Raw genomic sequence first — 19,967 nt, forward strand, 5'->3', positions numbered from 1 at the left:
CGCCTGATCAAGGACCCGATTGGATCTCGCCTGCGCGACGGTCGGGCGTCGATGTTCAGCCGTGAGGCCACCCTCCGTAACAACCCGCTTCTGCCGAACGCCGTAGTGGACACCCGTCCGAACGGGCGGGCGCCCAGGCGCAGGAGGGGTCGGCCCATGCAACAGCAGAAGAACCCACAAGAACGTCGGCACTCGACGGACGACCACAGATACTCTCGCACAGAATTCGAGCGGGACAGGGACCGTGTCCTGTACTCGTCTGCTTTCAGGCGACTGTCCGGCGTGACTCAGGTCGCCGCTGTCAGCGAACAGCGAGTGCTACACAATAGGCTGACGCACAGTTTGAAGGTGGCCCAGATCGGACGTCGCCTGGTGCAGCACGTGGCGAAAAAGCAAGAACCCGAGTTCGACCGATCCACCCTCGACATCGATGTCGTCGAAACCGCCGGACTCGTACACGACATCGGACACCCGCCGTTCGGGCACGCGGCAGAAGAAAAATTGAATGAAATACTGCAGTCAGCCCCGCTCCTAGAGGGGTTCGAGGGAAACGCCCAGTCATTCCGAGTGGTAACCAAGCTGGCTCGACGACGCATGTCCTACCTCGGACTGGACTTGACGCGCGCAACACTTGACGCCGTACTGAAGTACCCGTGCACGAAAGCCACCAAGGAAGCTCGGCGCAAACAGGAAGCACCCCCTTGGACCGACCGTACCAAAGGGGAGAAATGGGGTGCGTACAGAAGCGAGTTCGGCGACTTCGACTTCGCACGCAGCCACCCCGACGACAGCCGCTGCCTCAACGCCATCGCCATGGACTGGGCCGACGACATCACCTACGCGACTCACGACATCGAGGACTACTTCCGCGCGGGCCTCATCCCATTGCACAATCTCGAACCGGACAAGCAGAGAATCCTCAAGCACGCCGCGAAGAGACTGGGAAAGCGGAAGGACTTCGACAAGTGCGCCTTCAGCCACCAACTTAACCTGGTGGTCAAGGAATTCGAGGGGGAAATCAAGTCGGCTTGCTGGGACACCCGGACAAACCGCGTGCGCATGAACGAGCTCACCTCGCAAAACATCACCAAGTGCATCGATGCCTTCAAGCTAACGGGAGACTTCGCCCCGTCAATCCGTATAGACACCGAGACTCAGTACCGCGTCGAAGCCCTCAAAGAGCTCACCTGGTTCTACGTGATCGATCGTCCCTCACTCGCGGTAATGCAGCAGGGGCAGCGAGCGATCATCGCCTCCCTCTACGAACAACTCATGCACCATCTGGAGAAACCGCGTAAGACACAAAGTCCACCCGTGCAGTTGCGAGTTATCTACAAGGACATCAAACGTGACAACGATTTTCGCGACGCCGTGGGTGGCAACAAGGAAACAATACGCGCACGTGCCGTCGCGGACTACATCTGCCTGCTGACCGAGGCTCAGGCCATCGACCTCAACGAGCGCCTCACCGGACGCTCCAACGCGTCGATGTTCGGCACCTGGTTCAACTAGCGAGCCAGACCACGTCCGGCTCGCCGCGCGGCACCGGGACGCGCAGCACGCGGACGTCGGCGAAGCGGGTGCGCAGCAGCCGGGTGAAGTCCGCGCTGTCGGCAGCGCTCCACACCGCGACCACGCCCCCGGGACGCAACCGCGCCGCTACGAGGTCCAGCCCGGTTTCCTCGTACAGCGAGGCGTTCCCGTCCGTGACGGTCCACATCGGACCGTTGTCGATGTCGAGGCAGACCACGTCGAACGACTCCCCGGTGTCACGCAGCCACTCCAGCAGGTCCGCCGTCACCACGGTGGCACGCGGGTCGGCGAGCGCGTCGCCGTGCACCTCACGCAGCGGGCCGGTGCGATTCCACTCGACGACCGCCGGTTCGCGCTCGACCACCACGACCTCGCCGGTCGCCGGGTGATCCAGCGCGGCACGCAGGGTGTAGCCGACGCCCAGCCCGCCGACCAGCACCCGGGCGCCGGGCGCGACCCGGTCGGCGGCCGCGGTGACGAGCAGCCGCTCGGACTCGCCGTTGCGGGTGTCCATCAGAAACGTCCCGTTGGCGATCACCTCGAGGGCGCGGCCGGCGCGCCTGAGCACGAGCTGACCGCAGACACCGGGAACCTCGGCGACGACCTCGCTCATCACCCCACCGTAACCACGGTGGCCAGCCGTTTACGTCGTCGCGAACATCCCCAGCGTGGCGCCGGGGCGGATGCCGGCCAGTTCGTCGTGCCACACGGCGTAGAAGACCGACTCCTGCCGGTCGCGCAACGTCACCCCCTCCCTGGCGGCCAGCTCCGGCATCGAGCGCACCGCGTCGGCCAGTACGTCCTTGGCGCCCGAGCCGTCGCCGAACTGTTCCTTGCCACGCATGAGGATGTCCTCCGGCAGCCAGCCCGCGAACGCCTCGCGCAGCAGCTGCTTCTCGGGCACGCCGGGCCGGATCATCTTGTGTTCCGGCGGAATCGACAGCGCCAGCTCGATGACGTCGCGGTCCAGGAACGGCACCCGGGCCTCCATGCCGTAGGCCATCGTGGTCCGGTCGCACCGCTGCAGGTTCAGGTGGTGCAACTCGGTGACCGTGCGCACCAGCTCGGCCTGCAGCGCATCCGGATCGGTGAACGGCTCGGCGTGGAAGTACGAGTACCCGGCGAACAGTTCGTCGGCGCCCTCACCGGTGAGCACCGCGTGCACCCGCTTCGCCGCGTACTCGGCCAGCAGGAGGTTCGGCACCGCGCTGCGTACCAGCGACGGGTCGTAGTGCTCGATCGCCCGTACCGCCTTCGGCAGCGCCTCCGCCGCCGTGGCGGGAGTCATGACGATCTCGTGGTGCTCGGTGCCGAGGAAGTCGGCGACCACCCGCGCGGCCTCGAGATCGGCACTACCCGGTGCGCCGACCGCGAACGTCGGCAGCGGCTGCCGAGTCCGCTCGGCGTAACTCGCGGCCGCCGCGGCGACGATGGCCGAATCGAGCCCGCCGGAGAGGAACACACCGATCCCGACGTCGCTCATCATGCGGTTCTCCACCGCGGTCACGACGACCTCACGCACGGACTTGAGCAGGGCCTCGTCCCACTCCCCCGGCACGTCGGCGCGCCGGGCCGGCCGTACCCGCGCCGGGACGGCGTCGGCGAACCGCACCAGACCGCCCGACGGGGTCCAGCAGTGGCCCGGCGGGAAGCTCTCCACCAACGGCCGGTCGGCGGGAGCGAAGGCACGCAGCTCGCTGGCGAACAGCGTCACCTCGTCCCTGCGTACCCAGTACAGCGGCTTCACGCCGAGTGAGTCCCGTGCCACGAGGAACTCACCGTCGTCGTTCATGAACGCCAGTGCGAACATCCCGCGCAGCCTCGCCAGCCCGACCGGTCCGTCGACGATCAGCGCGTGCAGCGCGGCCTCGCTGTCGGAACCGGTCTCGAACAGCTCGTGGCCGAGATCGCGACGGATGTGCCGGTGGTTGTAGATCTCGCCGTTGGCGACCAGGTAGGTGTCCCGATCGCTGTTCGCGATCGGCTGCGCGCCACCCTCGACGTCCATAATGGACAGCCGCTGGTGGCCGAGCCACACCTCTCCCCGGTGAATCTCTCCCGTGTCGTCGGGCCCCCGATGCTTGATCCTTGCCAGCATCGCGCGGCACAACTCGACGTCGACCTCGCCGACCGCGGCGACGATTCCACACATCTGCGGACACCTCCTCGGCCATCGTAAGCACGACGGGCGACAAACCGCTGCACGCGCACGCGAACGGGCATCTCGTACACAACTCTGGCCGGATCGCTCCGATGCTCCTACCGTGGAGGACATGTGAACGCGTTGCGGAGGTGGTGCGCCATGCACGCGGCAGTGGGTGACCGGATCCTGGTCCACGGCCGGACGGTCGGTGCGGGCGAGCAACACGGTGAGATCGTCGAGGTCCGGGGCGAGGACGGCGCTCCCCCGTATCTCGTGCGGTTCGCCGACGGGCACGAGGGCCTGGTGTTCCCCGGCCCGGACTGCGAGATCGACGCGTCGTAGCGGTCAGCTCGCGGCGGCGAGTTCTTCCAGGAATACCTCGCGGCACACCGGAGCGCAGAACACGTAGGTCGCGCCCTCGTGTTCGTGGGTGACGGTCGCGGAGGCGGGATCCACCCGCATACCGCATACCGGGTCGATGCCGTCCTGCGCGGCAGGAGCGGTCTCGCGGTACCCGGCGGTGATCATCCTCGTGAGATCGGTCGACGACAGCGGGCGCCCGAGTGCACCGATGGCGCCCTCGTCGAGGCCGACGATCTGCACCCACGCGTGAGGTTCACGGTGAAGCCGGCCGGGGTCGTCGACGAACTCGGCGAGCAGGCCGGTGATCCGCGGAACGTAGTAGCCACCTGCCTCGGCCGGTTTCACCGAGGCGGGCAACGTCAGCCTGACCACGAAAGGAGGCGCGCTGGAATCTCCCGCATGCCACGCCACGGGCTCGTGGACGACGACCTGGGTCATCGCCCGCGCGCCGTCGAGCACGGCCTCGGGGGCACCTCCGGACGGCACGAGGCCGGTCGCCACGCGTTCGGCGATCCGCGTCCGCGTGCCGGTGTCGAACCTGCCGGCGGGCAGGTAGATCTCGATGAACATCATCGGACCGGCACCTCCTGGCGCACGAGGGTGAGCAGTTCGGCGACCGACCATTGGTCGTTGGCGTGCTCGCCGTACTTGACCGCGAGCACCGTGCCGTCGGCGCCGATGAGGAAGTCCGCGGGCAGGCCGAGCCTGCCGCCGTGCGGGCTGGGTGGCGGCGCGGGCACGCGGCGGCGCAGGACCGCGGGCACGGTGACCGCCACCGCCCTGGCGATGCCGGGCCAGGCCCGCGGGTCGAGCAGGGCACGCCGGGCCGAGGTGACGCCGAAGGTCCGGTAGAGGTCCTGGTCCGGGTCGGCCACCAGGTCGAACGGCAGGTCGCCCGCCTGCTCACGCAACTGGTCGGCGGGCGAGTGGAACACGACCACCTCGCGCACCCCGGCGGCGGTGATCTCGTCCTGGCGCACGGCGAACGAGCGCAGGTGCACGTTGCAGACGGGACAGCCGGCGAACCGGCGGAACTGCAGGTGCACCACGCGGTCGGGGTCCGGAACCCGTACGGGCACGCCGGCTATGGACACGACATCGACGACGGGACTCGATCTGCCCAGCATGAACCAACCCTTCTTAGGAGTACGATGTACGCTTAAAACTCAAAATACGCGTAAGCTGTACGCTGTCAAGCCGTGCCTCGACCTCGCTCGCTGACTCAGGCAGGGATCGCAGCGGCCGCGCTGGCGGTGATCGACAGGGACGGACTGCCCGCGCTGTCGATGCGGGCGGTCGCGACCGAACTCGGTATGGGCACCATGTCGCTCTACCGCTACGTCTCCGATCGCGAGGAGCTGGAGACCTGGGTGGTCGACCACGTGCTGAGCGGCATCGACCTGGAGGTGCCGCCGCGGGCGAGCTGGCAGCGCCAGCTCACCGTGCTCGCCGAACGGTTGCGTGAGGCCGTCGCCGGGCACCCGGCGACCATCCCGCTGCTGGTGGCGCGCCGGCACGCCGCGCCCAGTTCGGTCCGCTGGATCGAGGCGACGCTCGGTGCCTTCACCCGTGCCGGGTTCACCGGCAAGGAACGGGTGATCGCGCAGCGCACACTGGTCAGCTACCTGCTCGGCGCACTCCAGAGCGAGCACTACGGCGCCCTGTCCGGCGCGGGCACGGCGGCGATGGCAGCGCTGCCCGGCGACGAATTCCCGCTGGTCGCCGAGACGGCGGCGCTGGCCCGCACGGTGCCGGCGGCGACCGAGTTCCGCCGCGGCCTCACCGTCGTGTTGCGTGGCCTGGAGCAATCCCGGCGATCCGGGGGACAATAGGGACATGGACGCGGTGACGGAAGTCCAGCTCGCCCCGGAGCAGCGGGGCCACTCGGCGCAGCCCGCTCGCGACGAGATCCACATCGAGGCCGTGCTGCACGCCCTCGCCGATCCGGTACGGCTCGCCATCGTGCGCCAGCTCGCCGGGCCGGGCTGTGAGATCGCGTGCCGCGGGCTGGAGGTGTCGGTGAGCAAGTCGACGCTGACCCACCACCTGCGGATCCTGCGCGAGGCCGGCGTCATCACCGACCGCCACCAGGGAACGGCCAAGTACAACTCGCTGCGCCGCGAGGACCTGGACGCACTGTTCCCCGGCCTGCTGAACGGCATCCTCGCCGCCCCGAGATGACCAGGTGAACCCGTCGAGAGGGACACGATGACCATCCCGCCGCGCACCGCCACCGACGAGTACTTCCGCCGGGCCAACGACGCCGGCGGGGTGCGGCGGACCCTGGACATCGAGTTCGACGTCGACCTCGGCGAACTGGCGCGCGGTCACCGGGTGGTGGCCCGCGGGCTCGAGCTGGCCCGCGGTGGCGCCGCCCTGCACTACGAGTTCGTCCCCGGCGGGGTGGAGAACCTCTTCCACGCCTACTGGCTGTTACGAGCCGAGGACGACGTGGGCACCAGCTACAGCGACTACAACGGCGGAGCGTTCTCCCCGGCGGCCGGCGAGGCCGCACACGGCACCCGCGACATCGGCGGCACCGTTCCCGACACCGCGACCTGCGTCCGCCTGCACTTCACACCCGCGCAGGGCTGGACGCCGGACGAGCCGTGGTGCCGTGCCCTGGCGATCAACCTGCGCACCGGAGAAGTGCACGCGCACACCACGCCCCCGGCGTGATCGTCGTTACGGTGTGCGACCTCACGCCGTTCGAGGATGATTTTTCGGCTCCGATCGGTTGAACTGGTAGCAGACAGCTCAGCGATGTCGGGGTCCGCGCTGGCCTGTCTCTTTTTGTGTCCACCGCTGGATCGATACAGCCCATCGCTTCCTCGAAAGGAGAGCCGTGCCCATCGCGCTGCTCGCGCTCGCTATCGGTGCCTTCGGCATCGGCACCACCGAGTTCGTCATGATGGGGGTGTTGCCGGAGGCCGCCGCCGACCTGAACGTGGACATCCCCACCGCGGGTTACCTGATCTCCGGCTACGCGCTGGGTGTGGTGATCGGGGCTCCGCTGCTCACGGCCGTCGCGGTGCGACTGCCCCGCAAGACGATGCTGCTGGCCATGATGGCCATGTTCACCGTCGGCAACCTGCTGTTCGCGTTGTCGCCCAACGCCGAGGTGGGCGTCGCCTTCCGGTTCGTCGCCGGCCTTCCGCACGGCGCGTTCTTCGGTGCGGGCGCGGTCGTCGCGTCCAGCCTCGTCGACCGGGGCAACCGGGCCAAGGCCGTCTCGATGATGTTCGTCGGCCTGACGCTGGCCAACGTGATCGGCGTGCCGCTCGGCACGCTGCTCGGCCAGCAGGTCGGCTGGCGTGCCACCTTCGCCGTCGTCGCCGCGATCGGTCTCGTCGCCATGGCGGCCATCCAGAAGCTGGTTCCGCACCAGGGCAAGCCGGCCGAGGCGTCGCTGCGCGGCGAGCTGGCCGCGTTCCGCCGCCCGCAGGTGTGGCTGGCGCTGGCGATCGTCACGTTCGGCCTCGGCGGCGTGTTCGCGTGCCTGTCCTACATCGCCCCGATGCTGACCGACGTCGCCGGATACGCGCCCGGCGACGTGACGCTGCTGCTCGCGCTGGCCGGGCTCGGCATGACCATCGGCAACCTGCTCGGCGGCCGCCTGGCCGACCGGGCTCTGATGCCCAGCCTCTACGTGGCCCTGACCGCCCTGGCCGCCGTGCTGGCCGTCTTCACGGTCACCGCGGAGGGCAAGGTCGGCGCGGCCATCACCGTGTTCGCCGTCGGCGTCGCCGGGTTCATGATCGGCCCGATGCTGCAGGCGCGGATCATGGAGAAGGCCGGTGGTACGCCGTCGCTGGTGTCGGCGGCCGTCCAGTCGGCGTTCAACATCGCCAACTCGATCGGCGCCTACCTGGGTGGCCTGGTCATCGCCGGCGGGCTCGGCCTGGTCGCGCCGAACTGGGTGGGCGCCATGCTGGCGGTACTTGGTCTGAGCATCGCCGCGGTGTCCGGCCTGCTCGACCGCCGCGAGACCGCTCCGGCACCCGCTACCGCCTGACCCGCACCGGCGGCCCGTCAGCCGAACGGGCCGCCGGTGATCGTCAGGGCCACGAACAGGATCACCACGGCGAACCCGAGGTAGCTCAGCACGTCGATGGCCTTGCCGCGGATCGCCAGCAGACCGGCCTTCACCTCGGGCAGCACCGCCCGCAGGCCGGCCGCGACCAGCAGCGCCACCGCGATCAGCGCGGCGCCCTGGCGCCAGTGGTACTGCCAGATCCGCACGCCCGCCACCAGGACGATCAGCATGACCACCAGGAACGGGAGGTGCACCACCCACGACCGCCTGCTCGGCGGCGGCGGTGGCTGCTCCGGCTGGCTGGGACCGGCGGACTCCCTGGGGGAGGCGGGCACGACAGTCACGCTGCTCGCTCGGCGGCCTCGACGACGTTGCTGATCAGCATCGCCCTCGTCATCGGGCCGACGCCGCCCGGGTTGGGCGCCAGGTAGCCGGCGACCTCGGCGACGTCCGGACGCACGTCACCGGTGAGTTTGCCGTCCACCCTGGAGACGCCGACGTCCAGTACCGCGGCACCCGGCCGGACCATGTCCGGCGTGATCAGGTGGGGCACACCGGCGGCGGCCACGACGATGTCCGCGCGCTTGATCTCCGCCTCGACGTCACGGGTGCCGGTGTGGCAGAGGGTGACGGTGGCGTTCTCGCTGCGCCGGGTCAGCAGCAGCCCGAGCGGCCTGCCGACGGTGATCCCCCTGCCGACGACCGTGACCCGCGCACCGGCCAGCGGCACCTCGTAGCGGCGCAGCAGCTCGACGATGCCTAGCGGCGTGCACGGCAGCGGCGCGGGCTCACCCAGCACCAGCCGCCCGAGGCTGACCGGCGCGAGCCCGTCGGCGTCTTTAGCGGGCGAAAGCCGCTCCAGGACGGCGCCGGAGTCCAGGTGGGCCGGCAGCGGCAGCTGGACGATGTAGCCGTGGCAGGCCGGGTCGGCGTTCAGCTCGTCGATGACCGATTCGAGCTTGGCCTGGGAGATGTCGGCAGGCAGGTCGCGCCGGATGGACGCGATGCCGACCTTCGCGCTGTCGGAGTGCTTGGCCTTCACGTACCAGTGCGAACCGGGATCGTCGCCGACCAGCACGGTGCCCAGCCCGGGGGTGATTCCGCGCTCGGCCAGCGCGGCCACCCTCGGACCGAGTTCCGCGAAGATGGCGTCCTTGGTGGCCCTGCCGTCGAGAATCGTCGCCGTCACGGCCGCCATTGTTCCAAAGCCCTCACCGGCGGGGACTCCACCCGGCGATCACGACGGCGACCAGGGCGAGCAGCACCCCACCCAGCGTCGACGCGGTCAGGTGCTCCCCCCGCGCGGGAGCGACGACGTCCAGCAGGACCGACCCGACGAGCTGCCCGGCGATGGCCGCCAGCCCCAGCAGCAGCACCCCGGTCCAGCGCACCACCAGCGAGGCCACCGCGATGAACACGATGCCGACGAGCCCGCCCAGGTAGAGCACCGGATTGGCGGGTACACCGGTGGGCCCGCCGCGGACGGCCAGCGACACCAGCCATGCCAGCACCAGTGCGACGAAGCCGACCGCGAAGTTGCCGAGAGTAGCCGTCAGCGCGTTGTCCGCCGCCGCGCCCACCCGGCCGTTGATCGCCTGCTGCACCGCGACACACGCCCCCGCCGCGACCGGCAGGACGATTAGCCACATCTCGTTCCCGCCGATCTCGGCCATGCCGGCCGAGACCGACCACGCGACGGCGGCCAGCGTCAGTCCGGCACCGAGCACCCTGGTCCAGCTGAGCGCCTTCGGGCCGGCGGGACCGAGCCCGGCGCGGTCGACCAGCAGGCTGCTCACGGTCTGCCCGGCCACCACGCCGACGGTGAACAGGGCCAGGCCGAGCACCACGACGGTGATCGACTGCCCGGCGACGAACAGCGCCCCGGCCAGCCCGCCGAGGCAGTGCCACGGCCGCAGCGTGCCCTCCCGGACGGCGTGGGCCACGGCCGTGAAGCCGGCTCGCATCCGCGCCGCGAACGGCAACGCGGCAAGCAGCAGGACCAAACCGCCGCCGAACGAGATCACCGCAGCGAGCAACCCGTCGTGCAGCTCCTCGCCCAGCTGGCCATTGATCCGGCCCTGCACCGCCATCGCGATCCCGGAGACCACCGCGAGCGTTACTCCCAGTACACGGCGGATGACGGAGGGCCCGCTCGGGACGGTGCCCGGATCCGCCGTCGGAGTGGTGGCAGTCATCACCCTCATTCTGGCAACCGGATGGCCCCGAACCCGCGTACAGCCTGCGTGATCTGCGCCTCGGCACCCCCAGTCGGGCGAGTGCCAAATCACCGACCACCTGGTCGGTGGCATGAATCGCCACATGTCCCGTGCATTGACGCTGCGGACAAGTCAAGATATTCGGGTGGCACAACCGACGACCCAGCTGAACGCAACCGAGCAGGACACCCTGGTCAAGCAGATTGGCCTGGCCCTGTTGCGCGCCGCGCCGCGCGACTGGCGGCAGGTGTCCGCGGAGTACCGCGCCGTGGGCAGGTACCACGAGCTCACCGGGGAGGTCCAGACCGCCGACGGCGGGGTTCAGGAATGGGTCGCCACCCACGACATCGCCGCACTGTTCGGGAAGCTGCGCGCCGGTATGTACCGGGAGGGCCGCGGCACCTGGTTCAACGCCCGCTACCAGCTCGACCACCCGTCCAGCTACAACCTCGAGTACGACCGCGAAGAGCCCAAGTGGGACCTGATGCCCCCGCCGCAGGCGTACTCGGACGAACTACGGATGTTCCCCCGCTCCGACGAGAACGTCCCGGAGTGGCTCATGCGCCGCATGGCCGGGCTCGCTCCTGAGCAGCCGGGGCCGCGGTTCCGCATGGCCCGCGTCTTCGACGGCGCCGACACCGACGGGCACCCACTGATCACCCGGCCCGACCTGACCGTCGAGGAAGCCGAGCAGGTGCTGCAGTACCTCGACGCCGCGCCGGTCATCCTGCCCAGCCGGGGCTACGACGTCGACCTGCTCGCCACCCCGCCCGAGCCGACCGTCCCGGTCGCCTTCCACACCGACGGCACCTGGATCTGGCCGGCCGCGGTCAACTACTACCTGCGGGAGTACTCGGTCGCCCCCGAGCCCGACCTGGTCGCCCACGTGCGGGCCGCCGGCTACACCGCGCCCGAGGTGAGCGAGCAGGCCGAGCAGGCGGCGGCAGCGCACGTCACGCGTTCCGCGCCGCCGCCCCGCCCGAGTGCCCCGCCCGGGCCGCCGCCGGTCGCGCCGGCCCCCGAGACGACCTTCGTCGCACCGGTGCAGCCCGACCCCGAACCACCGCAGCCGGAAGCCCCGCAGCCGGAGCCGGTGCACGACTACGAGCCGCCGTCCTACGCCGACGCCTACGCCGAGGACGTCACCTACGCCGAGCCGCAGCAGCATGCCGACGACGGTTACGGCTACGAGCAGCAGGAACCCGAGGTCCCCTACGAGCAGCAGGGCTACGCCGAGGACCCGCAGGACCACGGGATCGGGGCCTACGCCCACGACCCGCGGGAGGACGAGGCTCAGCCGGAGCCGGAGCCGGAGCCCGAGCAGGCCACCCACTTCACGCCGGTGCCGCCCGCCCTGGCCGACCCCGGGCCGCCGACGGCCGCCTACCACCCGGTCGACGACGAGGAGCCGGTGCTCGGGGAACTGCGTGCCAAGCTCAACGAGCTGGACGTGCCCGAGGACGCCTACCACATCGGCGAGCCGATCGACCGGGGCTGGAGCCTGGAGGAGGTCGAGTCGGGCTGGCGGGTCGGCTGGTACGACGGCGAGCTGGTCAACCCGGCGGTGTTCGGTGACGCCGACGACGCCGCCGCCTTCCTGCTGGGCAAGCTGCTGCTGGACCGCGACGGCCGGACGAACCTCGGCGGACTGCACGAGGTGCCCGAGGAGCCCGAGGCTCCGGAGCCGCCCGCACCCGCGCCGCAGGCCGCCGTCGCGCCGCCGGTGCCGCCCGCGCCGGTCCAGCCGCCGCGCCGGGAGCCCGAGCCGCCGGCCGAGCCACCCCGCCGGGTCCCGCCGCCCGCCGCGGCCCAGCCGACGATGGTGACAGCGCCCCCGCCGAGGCCCGCACCCGCCGGTCCGCCACCGCAGGCGCCCGCCGCGGCCGCCGGGTCGCTGGGCGCGGCTCTGGACGGCGAGCCCGTCGAGCCCGGCCCGCCGCGTTCACCACGGCCGGCGGACGGCCCGCCGCCGCGCGCCCCCGAGCCCATGGCCGCGCCGCGGCCGGCGCCCGCCCCCACGCCCGCGCCACCGGCACCACCGCGTCCGGCACCGCCCCGGCGCCCGGAGCCCGAGCAGCGGCCCGCCGCCGCGGGTGGCCAGGCTGGTCAGGGCGGTGGTCAGGGGACCCAGTGGCCGATCACGCCGCTGCCGGGCGAGCCGCCGCTGACGTTGTTCCGCGGCAAGGAGCTGCGCGAGCTGCCCGCGGGCAGCGAGCTGGACCGCTTCGGCGGCCCGAACGGCAACCTGACCTACGTCGCGGGTACGCCGTTCGAGGAACGCTCGCTGGTGCCGGAGTGGATCAACCGGCCGTACCACGTCTACCGCGTGCAGCGTCCGCTCGAGGCGCTGGCCGGGGTGGCGATCCCGTGGTTCAACCAGCCGGGCGGCGGCGCGGCTTACGTGCTGCCCGCGTCGATCGAGGAGCTGCTCGCCGAGGGTGACCTCATCGAGCTGGAGCCGGGTGAGCCGCCCATCGACTGAGACCCGCTGAACACCAGTGTTCGGATACGATTCTTATTGTGTCCGAATCACTGGTGCTTCGCGGGGTCAACTACGACGTCGGCACCCGGTACCTGCCCGGGTTCGTGTCCCGCTCGGCATGGAACCGTCGGCTGGTCGAACACGAGATCGGCGTGCTGGCCGACGACCTGCACTGCACGGCGGTCCTGCTGTACGGCAGCGAACTGGACCGGTTCGCACTCCCGGCGACGGCCGCGCTGGACCGCGGGCTGAGCGTGTGGCTGCAGCCGCGGCTCGTCGGTGCCACCGCGGCCGAGCAGAATGCCGCACTGGCCGAGACGGCCACGCTGGCCGAACGGCTGCGGACCGCCCACCCGGGCCGGGTCACCGTCGCGGTGGGCTGCGAGCTGAGCCTGTTCGGCACCGGCATCGTCCCCGGCGGCACCCTGCGCAGGCGGACCGTCGCGCTCACGACCACCTGGCCGCTGCTGCTGTGGTGGTACAACCGCAGGCTCAACGCCTACCTCGCGCGGGTCTGCCGGACGGTGCGCGACCGGTTCGGCGGCGAGGTCAGCTACGCGGCGGGCAGCTGGGAGAGCGTGGACTGGACACCGTTCGACGTGGTCGGCGTCAACCTGTACCGGGACCGGTCCAACGCCAGGAACTACGCCGGCACCGTGCGAGCACTGCGGCGGCACGGCAAACCGGTGGTGATCACCGAGTTCGGCTGCTGTGCCTACGTCGGCGCGGCGGCGAAGGGCGCTTCCGGCGAGCACGTGGTGCACTGGAGCCCCGGCGGCGGAACGGTGAAAGGCAGTCCGCGGCGGGACGAGGACGAGCAGGCGGGCTACCTGGCCGAGTTGCTCGCCGTGTTCGCGGCCGAGCGGGTGCACGGCGCGTTCGCGTTCCAGTTCAGCGAACCGTTCCACCCGCACTCGGCCGATCCGCGGCACGACCTCGACCTGGCCAGCTACGGCGTGGTCAAGGTGCTACGGGAGTCGGCGGACACCGTCGACTGGGAGCCGAAGGCCGCCTTCCACCGGCTGGCCGAGCTCTACCGGCCCGGGGCGGGAACTCAGCGAGTGTGAGCCGTGCCGCTGGTCTCGGTGACGCAGGCGAGCGCGTCGAAGCAGTCGAAGGCGGGCTGGTCGCAGAAGTAGTCCGCCATCCGCATCCGGGTGTACTTTCCGGCGTCTTCGACTCCGCTCGCCGCGCGCAGATCGGCGAGAGTCCAGGTCGCGGAGGCGGGGAAGGCCGACTCGATGGCCGTGTCCTCCGGCGGCGGGAGGGCGGCCTCCCGGAACGGAAAGCCGGTGAGGTCGCCGCTCGCGACCGCGGTCCGGCCGCCACGCGAGGTCACCCCGATCGCGCGGTAGTCCGTTCCGAGCTCCGCGGCGAGGTGATACCCGGCGGGTAACAGTTCGCCGGCACCGAACGGTTCCGGAAGTTTCTTCAGGTGCCAGTTGTGCGCGACCAGGACAATGCGGGCGCCGGGATCGCGTTCCAGCAGGTGCAGTACCGACTCCGCGAGGTAGACGTCGCGGAAGGTCGAGGCGATCTCGATGCCCTCCACGGCCATGGAGCGGTGCAGCTGATCGAGCAGCCACGCACCCCGCAGGAGGTGCGCCGCCTCGGCGTGTTCGGCTCCCCTCCCCCTGGCCCGTTGCCGGGGCGCCATTCGCTGTGTCCGCGCGATCAGCTCGGCCAGCGCCGCGGTCAGCGCGTCCCGCTCCGCCTGGGCCACCGAGGGGTATCCGAACAGGACCTTCATCGGCGCCGGGTCGTGGAAACGGCCGGTGAGTTCGCGTGCCCGCGCCAGCACCGGCACCGCGTCCGGGTCGTGTGCCTCGACATAGGCGGCGACGGCATCGAGTGCCGGCAACGGCGATCCGAGGCATCCCGGCAGGTCGGCGCCCGCGTAGCGGACCGGCGCCCCGTGGTCACGCCGGTTGTACGTCCGCAGCCAGCGCAGAGCGTCGTGCAGCTCCGGCACGTCGCCCAGCCCGAGGGCGATGGCGGCGGAGGCGAGGTCCTTCACGTCGCCGGAACCACCCCCGAGCCAGTCGTCCAGCAGGTGACCGCCGGCGTACGGCGCCTCCAGGGCCAGGACGGTGAACCCGCACCGCTCGACGAGAAACCGCAGCATCCGGTGCCGCGCCTGATAGAACTCCCGGACGTGGTGGGAGCTCTCCCCAAGACCGACCACCCGTGCCGATCCGACGATCCCGGCCAGCGGGGCGAGATCGTCCGGCGAGGCCTCCAGACCGAGTGTGTCGATCGGGTGTCCGTTCTCCTGGATCCACCCGGCCAGGCCGTTCGCCATGAAGCCCCCTTGTGCGTACACCATACGCTTATTTTTCGTAAGGGTACACCATACGCACAAGGGGCTTCGCCGTCAGCGGGCGAACCGCGCGCGGGCCTCGTCGGTGGCCGGGGCGAAGAAGTTGACCAGGTTGCCGTCGGGATCACGGAACAGCAGCGAGCGGTTTCCCCACGGCATCGTGGTCGGCTTCTGCACGATCTCGGGAGCAAGGCCCGTCAGCCGGTCGTACTCCCTGTCGACGTCCTCGACGAGGAACTCGAGGATCACGGTCCGGTTCGACTCGGGCACCGCCGCCCCGGCACTGAACAACGCCATCGTCTGCGCGCTGCCGATCGCCAGGGTGCACGACTCACCCGGCAGCTCGGCGAACTGCTCGGCGAGCCAGCGCGCCTCGATTCCGGTCGCCCGCTCGTAGAACTCGGCAAGGCGGGCGACGTCGCTGGTGATGACACGAACTGAGGCAAACCGCACGGCGGATCCTTTCTGCAGTGGAGGGACACCGCACACGCTAGAAGCGAAAGTGGACAGGTTCCGCCCGGTATTGGCAGGATCTTTCTCGTGACCCGGCCGATCGCCCGTGTCCTGGCCTTGCTGGAGATCCTCCAGAGCGGAGGTACCCGGACCGTCGCCGAGCTCGCCGAGCGGCTCGGCGTGGATGAACGCACCGTCCGGCGCTATGTGGACCACCTGCTGGACCTGGACATCCCGGTCCGGTCGGTGCGCGGACGACACGGCGGGTACCGCCTGGCCCCCGGCTACCGGATGCCCCCGCTGATGCTCACCGACGAGGAGGCGCTCGCCGTCCTGCTCGGCCTGGTCGCGGGCCGGCGAGCCGGACTGGTCACCACCTCGGCCGCGGCAGCGGAGAGCGCGGCCGCGAAGGTCCGGCGAGTACTGCCGGAAGCCCTCGGCCGCCGGCTCGACGCGCTGCTGGAGATCGCCGACTTCACCACCCCCGCGCGATCGGCACTCACCGCCGAGGCCAGGGTGCTGCTCACTGTCGCGGAGGCGGCGCGGGAACGACGCCCGATCGAACTCGCCTACACGGCTGCCCACGGCGGTGCCAGTGAACGTGTCGTGCACCCGTACGGGGTCGTGGCACACAACGGACGGTGGTACCTGAGCGGCCTCGACTCCGCCAGCGGGCAGGTGCGCACGTTCCGCGCCGACAGGATCACCGGCGTCGAGATGCTCGCCGGAACGTTCGACACACCAGCCGGTTTCGACCCGGCCCAGCAGGTGCTGACCGCCATCGCCGAGACGCCGTACCAGCACGAGGTGTCCGTGCGGATCCGGTCGGCGCCCGAGCAGATCCGTTCCGTCTTCCCGCCGGCCATCGCCGCGCTGGAGGCGATCCCCGACGCCGGCTGGGTCAGGGCCCGGATCCGGGCTCAGCGACTCGACTGGATACCGCCACTGCTCGCCGCCCTCGACCGGCCGTTCGTCATCGAGCGCCCCGACGCCCTCCGCGACCTGGTGCGGGCACTGGCCGGCCGGCTGGCCGCGTTCACTGAAAGTCCCTCGACCTGCTCGGCACCCGCATGTCCAGACGCTGCATCTGGTCGGCGAGAACGTTGACCACGCCGTCGGCCCGCTCGACCACGCCGCGGACCAGCAACGCCGGGCTGGCCCTGGCCACCCGGTGGTAGCGGCGCCACAGCCCGGCCGAGCACACCACGTTCACCATGCCCGTCTCGTCCTCGAGGTTGATGAACGTGATGCCGCCCGCGGTACCTGGCCGCTGGCGGTGGGTCACCGCGCCGCCGACCAGCACGCGGGTACCACCCGGCACCTCCTGCAGCGCCGCGGCGGTGACCACGCCCAGTTCGTCGAGCTTCGTCCGGACGAACTGCGTGGGGAAGCTGTCCGGGGACAGGCCGGTCGCCCACACGTCGGCGACGGCGAGATCGATCCCGTCCATGCCGGGCAGCATCGGCGCGGTCGTGCCCACCCCGGTACCCGGCAGCTTCTCCGGGCGTTCCTGCGCCACGGCACCCGCCGACCACAGCGCCTGCCTGCGGTCGGGCACGAAACAGCCGAACGCACCCGCCGTCGCCAGCGCCTCCACCTGCGGGGTGGTCAGCCGGACCCGTCTCGCGACGTCGGCCATGTCGTGGAACGGTCCGCCCCGCTCCCGCTCCTCGACCAGCTGCGTGGCCAGCGTGTCGCCGATGTTGCGCACCACCCCCAGGCCGATGCGCACCGCGTTGCCCGGCTCACCCTCCCCGACCGGTTCGAGGGTGGCGTGGGACAGGCTGGCGTTGACGTCCGGCCCGCGCACCACCACACCGTGCCGCCGGGCGTCGGCGACCAGGGACTGCGGCGAGTAGAACCCCATCGGCTGAGCCCGCAGCAGCGCCGCACAGAAGGCGGCCGGGTAGTAGAGCTTGAAGAAGGCACTGGCGAACACCAGGTGGGCGAAGCTGAGCGCGTGGCTCTCCGGGAAGCCGAAGTTGGCGAAGGCCTGCATCTTGGCGAAGATCTTCTCGGCCAGCGCCCGTGGGACGTCGTTGGCGGCGGCGCCGTCGTAGAACCGCTGCCGCAGCCGTTCCATCTTCCGCTTCGACCGCTTGGAACCCATCGCGTGCCGGAGCTGGTCGGCCTCCGCGGCGGTGAAGTTGGCGACGTCCAGCGCGATCTGCATCATCTGTTCCTGGAACAGCGGTACGCCGCAGGTTTTGTGCAGTGCCTTGTACAGCAGCGGATGTTCCAGCTCCCACTTCTCCTTGCCGGTGGAGCGCCGGATGTAGGGATGCACCGAACCGCCCTGGATGGGCCCTGGCCGGATCAGCGCCACCTCGACGGCGAGGTCGTAGAACTCCCTCGGCCGCAACCGGGGCAGGGTCGCCAGCTGGGCCCGGCTCTCCACCTGGAACACGCCGATGGCGTCGGCGCGGCAGAGCATGTCGTAGACCTTCTCGTCGGCGAGGGGCAGATGCGCCAGGTCGACCTCGACGCCCTCGTGGTCGCGCACCAGGTCGACCATGTAGTGCAGGGCCGACAGCATGCCGAGGCCGAGCAGGTCGAACTTGACCAATCCGGCCGCCGCGCAGTCGTCCTTCTCCCACTGCAGGACGCTGCGGTCGGCCATCCGCGCCCACTCGATCGGGCAGATCTCGCTCACCGGTTGCTTGCAGATCACCATCCCGCCGGAGTGGATGCCGAGGTGGCGAGGGAAGCCCTCCAGCGCGCCGGCCAGCTCGACGACGTCGGCGGGGATGTCGTGGTCGACGTCGCCCTGGGTGTCGCGCAGCATGCCCCAGCGGTCGATCTGCTTGCTCCACGCGTCCTGCTGCCCCGGCGAGTGGCCGAGTGCGCGGGCGGCGTCCCGCACGGCGGACCGGGAGCGGTAGGTGATGACGTTGGCCACCTGGGCGGTGCGCAACCGGCCGTAGCGGCGGTAGACGTACTGGATGACCTCCTCCCGCCGGTCGGACTCGATGTCCAGGTCGATGTCCGGGTAGCCGTCGCGGTCGGGGGCGAGGAACCGCTCGAAGAGCAGGTTCCATTCCATCGGGTCGACCTTCGTGATGCCCAGCGCGAAGCAGACCGCCGAGTTGGCGGCCGATCCCCTGCCCTGGCACAGGATGTCGTTGCGGACGCAGAAGTCGACGATGTCCCAGACGATCAGGAAGTAACCGGGGAAACGGAGATCCTCGATGATCTTCAGCTCGTGCTCGATCTGGGCGTACGGCCTGGAGTTCACGGCTCGGCTGCCGTAGTGCCGCGCCGCGCCGTCGTAGGCGAGCTTGCGCAGGTAACTGGCTTCGGTGTGGCCCTCGGGCACGTCGAACGGCGGCAGCTCGGGCCTGATGTGCTGCAGGTCGAAGGCACACCGCCTGCCGAGCAGGGCGGCTCGCTGGACCGCGCCGGGATAGCGGGCGAACAGCCTCGCCATCTCCTCACCGGAGCGCAGGTAGGCCTCACCGCTGGGCGGGAGCCAGCCCTCCATCTCGTCCAGCCCGCGCCGGGCGCGGATCGCCGCGACCGCGTCGGCGACCCTGCTGTGCTCGGGAATCGCGTAGTGCACGGCGTTGGTGGCCACCGTGGGCAGGCCCAGCTCCTCGGCGAGCACGGCCAGCTGGTCGTTGTGGGTGCTGTCCAGCGGCTGGCCGTGATCGATCAGCTCGACGTAGACGTCGTTGCGGCCGAACAGGTCGACCAGCTCCCGCAGCCGCTGCCTTGCCGCGTCCGGGCCCGCCGTGACCAGCGCGCTGCGGACCGCGCCCTTGCGGCAGCCGGTGAGCACGGCGCACTCGCCGGCGACCTCGTTCGCCACGGTGTGCAGGTCGTAGATCGGCCTGCCCTTCTCCGCCCGCTCGGCGCGGGACAGCCTTCCGTCGGCGTCGTCGTAGCCACGCAGCTGTCCCATGGTGATCGCCCGGCTCAGCGCGGTGTAGCCCGGCTTCTCCTTGGCCAGCAACAGCAGGTGCTCACCCTCCGGGTCGGCGACACCGTTCTGCGGACCGGACAGCCCGAGGCTCAGCTCGGTGCCGTACACGGTGCTGATCCCGAGTTCGCGCGCCGCCTCGGCGAACCGCACGACGCCGTACAGGCCGTCGTGGTCGGTGATCGCGAGCGCGTCCAGCTCCAGCCGCGCGGCCTCCTCCACCAGCTGCTCGGGGTGGCTCGCACCGTCGAGGAAGCTGAAGTTGGAGTGGCAGTGCAGCTCGGCGTAGGGCACCCGGGTCCCCGACCCGGCCTCCTCCCGTTCCTTCCGGCGCGTCGAGGACAGGTCGGCGGGGCGGCTGTAGTGCTCGCGCCGCCTGCCCCACGCCGGACTGTCGCCGCCGTCGCGTTCCCGCTCCGGGATCTCGGCCGGTTCCCCGGAAAGGGACCGGTTCAGCGTCTCCCAGGTGACCGGTGGGTTGTTCCATCCCATGACGTCACGC

General features: G+C 70.6%; 19 protein-coding genes. 9 read left to right on the forward strand and 10 right to left on the reverse strand.

What is annotated here, in order from left to right:
• Positions 1-156: 156 nt before the first annotated feature.
• On the forward strand, positions 157-1,512 hold the full coding sequence (locus tag EWH70_RS18060) for a deoxyguanosinetriphosphate triphosphohydrolase family protein (protein WP_130476574.1): 1,356 nt from the start codon (positions 157-159) through the stop codon (positions 1,510-1,512).
• Here the strand turns inward: EWH70_RS18060 and EWH70_RS18065 are convergent.
• Entirely contained in the window at positions 1,505-2,146 is a 642-nt protein-coding gene (locus EWH70_RS18065) for a spermine/spermidine synthase domain-containing protein (RefSeq protein ID WP_130476575.1), read from the reverse strand. The two genes, EWH70_RS18060 and EWH70_RS18065, sit on opposite strands and share 8 nt — an antisense overlap.
• Before the next feature lie 30 nt (positions 2,147-2,176).
• Positions 2,177-3,685, reverse strand: coding sequence for an asparagine synthase (glutamine-hydrolyzing) (gene asnB / locus EWH70_RS18070; protein ID WP_130476576.1), 1,509 nt, complete (start codon positions 3,683-3,685; stop codon positions 2,177-2,179).
• 150 nt (positions 3,686-3,835) lie between these two features.
• Between asnB and EWH70_RS18075 the strand changes: the two genes are divergently transcribed.
• Positions 3,836-4,018, forward strand: a complete 183-nt coding sequence (locus EWH70_RS18075) for a DUF1918 domain-containing protein (RefSeq protein ID WP_130476577.1) — start codon at positions 3,836-3,838, stop codon at positions 4,016-4,018.
• A gap of 3 nt (positions 4,019-4,021) precedes the next feature.
• Here EWH70_RS18075 and EWH70_RS18080 read toward each other — a convergent pair whose 3' ends face one another.
• Both EWH70_RS18080 and EWH70_RS18085 read right to left on the reverse strand, forming a co-directional pair.
• Positions 4,022-4,612, reverse strand: coding sequence for a YHS domain-containing protein (locus EWH70_RS18080; RefSeq protein WP_165436310.1), 591 nt, complete (start codon positions 4,610-4,612; stop codon positions 4,022-4,024).
• On the reverse strand, positions 4,609-5,166 hold the full coding sequence (locus EWH70_RS18085) for a peroxiredoxin-like family protein (protein WP_130476579.1): 558 nt from the start codon (positions 5,164-5,166) through the stop codon (positions 4,609-4,611). The genes EWH70_RS18080 and EWH70_RS18085 overlap by 4 nt, the downstream gene beginning before the upstream one ends.
• Before the next feature lie 72 nt (positions 5,167-5,238).
• Here EWH70_RS18085 and EWH70_RS18090 point away from each other — a divergent pair, with 72 nt between their 5' ends.
• From EWH70_RS18090 to EWH70_RS18105, 4 genes are all read left to right on the forward strand, one after another.
• Positions 5,239-5,871 (forward strand): TetR/AcrR family transcriptional regulator, encoded by a 633-nt coding sequence (locus tag EWH70_RS18090; protein WP_130476580.1) that lies wholly within the window; start codon positions 5,239-5,241, stop codon positions 5,869-5,871.
• A gap of 4 nt (positions 5,872-5,875) precedes the next feature.
• Positions 5,876-6,220: an ArsR/SmtB family transcription factor gene (locus tag EWH70_RS18095; protein ID WP_130476581.1), complete on the forward strand. Its 345-nt coding sequence runs from the start codon at positions 5,876-5,878 to the stop codon at positions 6,218-6,220.
• Between the two features lie 27 nt (positions 6,221-6,247).
• Positions 6,248-6,718, forward strand: a complete 471-nt coding sequence (locus EWH70_RS18100; RefSeq protein WP_130476582.1) for a hypothetical protein — start codon at positions 6,248-6,250, stop codon at positions 6,716-6,718.
• Between the two features lie 166 nt (positions 6,719-6,884).
• On the forward strand, positions 6,885-8,054 hold the full coding sequence (locus tag EWH70_RS18105; protein WP_130476583.1) for an MFS transporter: 1,170 nt from the start codon (positions 6,885-6,887) through the stop codon (positions 8,052-8,054).
• A 17-nt stretch (positions 8,055-8,071) separates the two neighbouring features.
• Here the strand turns inward: EWH70_RS18105 and EWH70_RS18110 are convergent, their stop codons facing one another.
• The 3 genes from EWH70_RS18110 to EWH70_RS18120 form a co-directional block, all read right to left on the reverse strand.
• Positions 8,072-8,305 carry a DUF3017 domain-containing protein gene (locus tag EWH70_RS18110; RefSeq protein WP_130476645.1) on the reverse strand — a complete coding sequence of 78 codons (234 nt, stop codon included), beginning with the start codon at positions 8,303-8,305 and terminating at the stop codon, positions 8,072-8,074.
• A 110-nt stretch (positions 8,306-8,415) separates the two neighbouring features.
• Complete coding sequence (locus tag EWH70_RS18115; protein ID WP_130476584.1) at positions 8,416-9,264, reverse strand: bifunctional methylenetetrahydrofolate dehydrogenase/methenyltetrahydrofolate cyclohydrolase; 849 nt, start codon at positions 9,262-9,264, stop codon at positions 8,416-8,418.
• Between the two features lie 22 nt (positions 9,265-9,286).
• A complete protein-coding gene (locus EWH70_RS18120; RefSeq protein ID WP_130476585.1) occupies positions 9,287-10,270 on the reverse strand; it encodes a DMT family transporter in 984 nt (327 codons plus the stop codon).
• Positions 10,271-10,394: 124 nt separating this feature from the next.
• On the opposite strand from EWH70_RS18120, the gene EWH70_RS18125 reads away from it, so the two are divergent.
• On the forward strand, positions 10,395-12,773 hold the full coding sequence (locus EWH70_RS18125; protein ID WP_130476646.1) for a TNT domain-containing protein: 2,379 nt from the start codon (positions 10,395-10,397) through the stop codon (positions 12,771-12,773).
• Positions 12,774-12,811: 38 nt separating this feature from the next.
• Positions 12,812-13,840 carry an abortive infection protein gene (locus EWH70_RS18130; RefSeq protein ID WP_130476586.1) on the forward strand — a complete coding sequence of 343 codons (1,029 nt, stop codon included), beginning with the start codon at positions 12,812-12,814 and terminating at the stop codon, positions 13,838-13,840.
• On the opposite strand, the gene EWH70_RS18135 is transcribed toward EWH70_RS18130, so the two are convergent.
• Both EWH70_RS18135 and EWH70_RS18140 read right to left on the reverse strand, forming a co-directional pair.
• A complete protein-coding gene (locus EWH70_RS18135; RefSeq protein ID WP_165436311.1) occupies positions 13,828-15,075 on the reverse strand; it encodes an erythromycin esterase family protein in 1,248 nt (415 codons plus the stop codon). The two genes, EWH70_RS18130 and EWH70_RS18135, sit on opposite strands and share 13 nt — an antisense overlap.
• Positions 15,076-15,147: 72 nt before the next feature.
• Entirely contained in the window at positions 15,148-15,546 is a 399-nt protein-coding gene (locus EWH70_RS18140; RefSeq protein WP_130476588.1) for a VOC family protein, read from the reverse strand.
• Positions 15,547-15,633: 87 nt separating this feature from the next.
• On the opposite strand from EWH70_RS18140, the gene EWH70_RS18145 reads away from it, so the two are divergent.
• Positions 15,634-16,653, forward strand: a complete 1,020-nt coding sequence (locus EWH70_RS18145) for a helix-turn-helix transcriptional regulator (RefSeq protein WP_130476589.1) — start codon at positions 15,634-15,636, stop codon at positions 16,651-16,653.
• On the opposite strand, the gene EWH70_RS18150 is transcribed toward EWH70_RS18145, so the two are convergent.
• Complete coding sequence (locus EWH70_RS18150; RefSeq protein WP_130476590.1) at positions 16,583-19,957, reverse strand: error-prone DNA polymerase; 3,375 nt, start codon at positions 19,955-19,957, stop codon at positions 16,583-16,585. The two genes, EWH70_RS18145 and EWH70_RS18150, sit on opposite strands and share 71 nt — an antisense overlap.
• Between the last annotated feature and the right edge of the window lie 10 nt (positions 19,958-19,967).

The sequence above is a fragment of the Amycolatopsis suaedae genome, from assembly GCF_004214935.1.
GTDB lineage: Bacteria > Actinomycetota > Actinomycetes > Mycobacteriales > Pseudonocardiaceae > Amycolatopsis > Amycolatopsis suaedae.

Excerpts from the sequence above, each read along its gene's own strand:
- EWH70_RS18060 (WP_130476574.1), top strand. The coding sequence starts at position 157 with ATGCAACAGCAGAAGAACCCACAAGAACGTCGGCACTCGACGGACGAC.
- EWH70_RS18065 (WP_130476575.1), bottom strand. The coding sequence starts at position 2,146 with ATGAGCGAGGTCGTCGCCGAGGTTCCCGGTGTCTGCGGTCAGCTCGTG.
- asnB (WP_130476576.1), bottom strand. The coding sequence starts at position 3,685 with ATGTGTGGAATCGTCGCCGCGGTCGGCGAGGTCGACGTCGAGTTGTGC.
- EWH70_RS18075 (WP_130476577.1), top strand. The coding sequence starts at position 3,836 with ATGCACGCGGCAGTGGGTGACCGGATCCTGGTCCACGGCCGGACGGTC.
- EWH70_RS18080 (WP_165436310.1), bottom strand. The coding sequence starts at position 4,612 with ATGATGTTCATCGAGATCTACCTGCCCGCCGGCAGGTTCGACACCGGC.
- EWH70_RS18085 (WP_130476579.1), bottom strand. The coding sequence starts at position 5,166 with ATGCTGGGCAGATCGAGTCCCGTCGTCGATGTCGTGTCCATAGCCGGC.
- EWH70_RS18095 (WP_130476581.1), top strand. The coding sequence starts at position 5,876 with ATGGACGCGGTGACGGAAGTCCAGCTCGCCCCGGAGCAGCGGGGCCAC.
- EWH70_RS18100 (WP_130476582.1), top strand. The coding sequence starts at position 6,248 with ATGACCATCCCGCCGCGCACCGCCACCGACGAGTACTTCCGCCGGGCC.
- EWH70_RS18110 (WP_130476645.1), bottom strand. The coding sequence starts at position 8,305 with ATGCTGATCGTCCTGGTGGCGGGCGTGCGGATCTGGCAGTACCACTGG.
- EWH70_RS18120 (WP_130476585.1), bottom strand. The coding sequence starts at position 10,270 with ATGACTGCCACCACTCCGACGGCGGATCCGGGCACCGTCCCGAGCGGG.
- EWH70_RS18125 (WP_130476646.1), top strand. The coding sequence starts at position 10,395 with ATGTCCCGTGCATTGACGCTGCGGACAAGTCAAGATATTCGGGTGGCA.
- EWH70_RS18135 (WP_165436311.1), bottom strand. The coding sequence starts at position 15,075 with ATGGCGAACGGCCTGGCCGGGTGGATCCAGGAGAACGGACACCCGATC.
- EWH70_RS18150 (WP_130476590.1), bottom strand. The coding sequence starts at position 19,957 with ATGGGATGGAACAACCCACCGGTCACCTGGGAGACGCTGAACCGGTCC.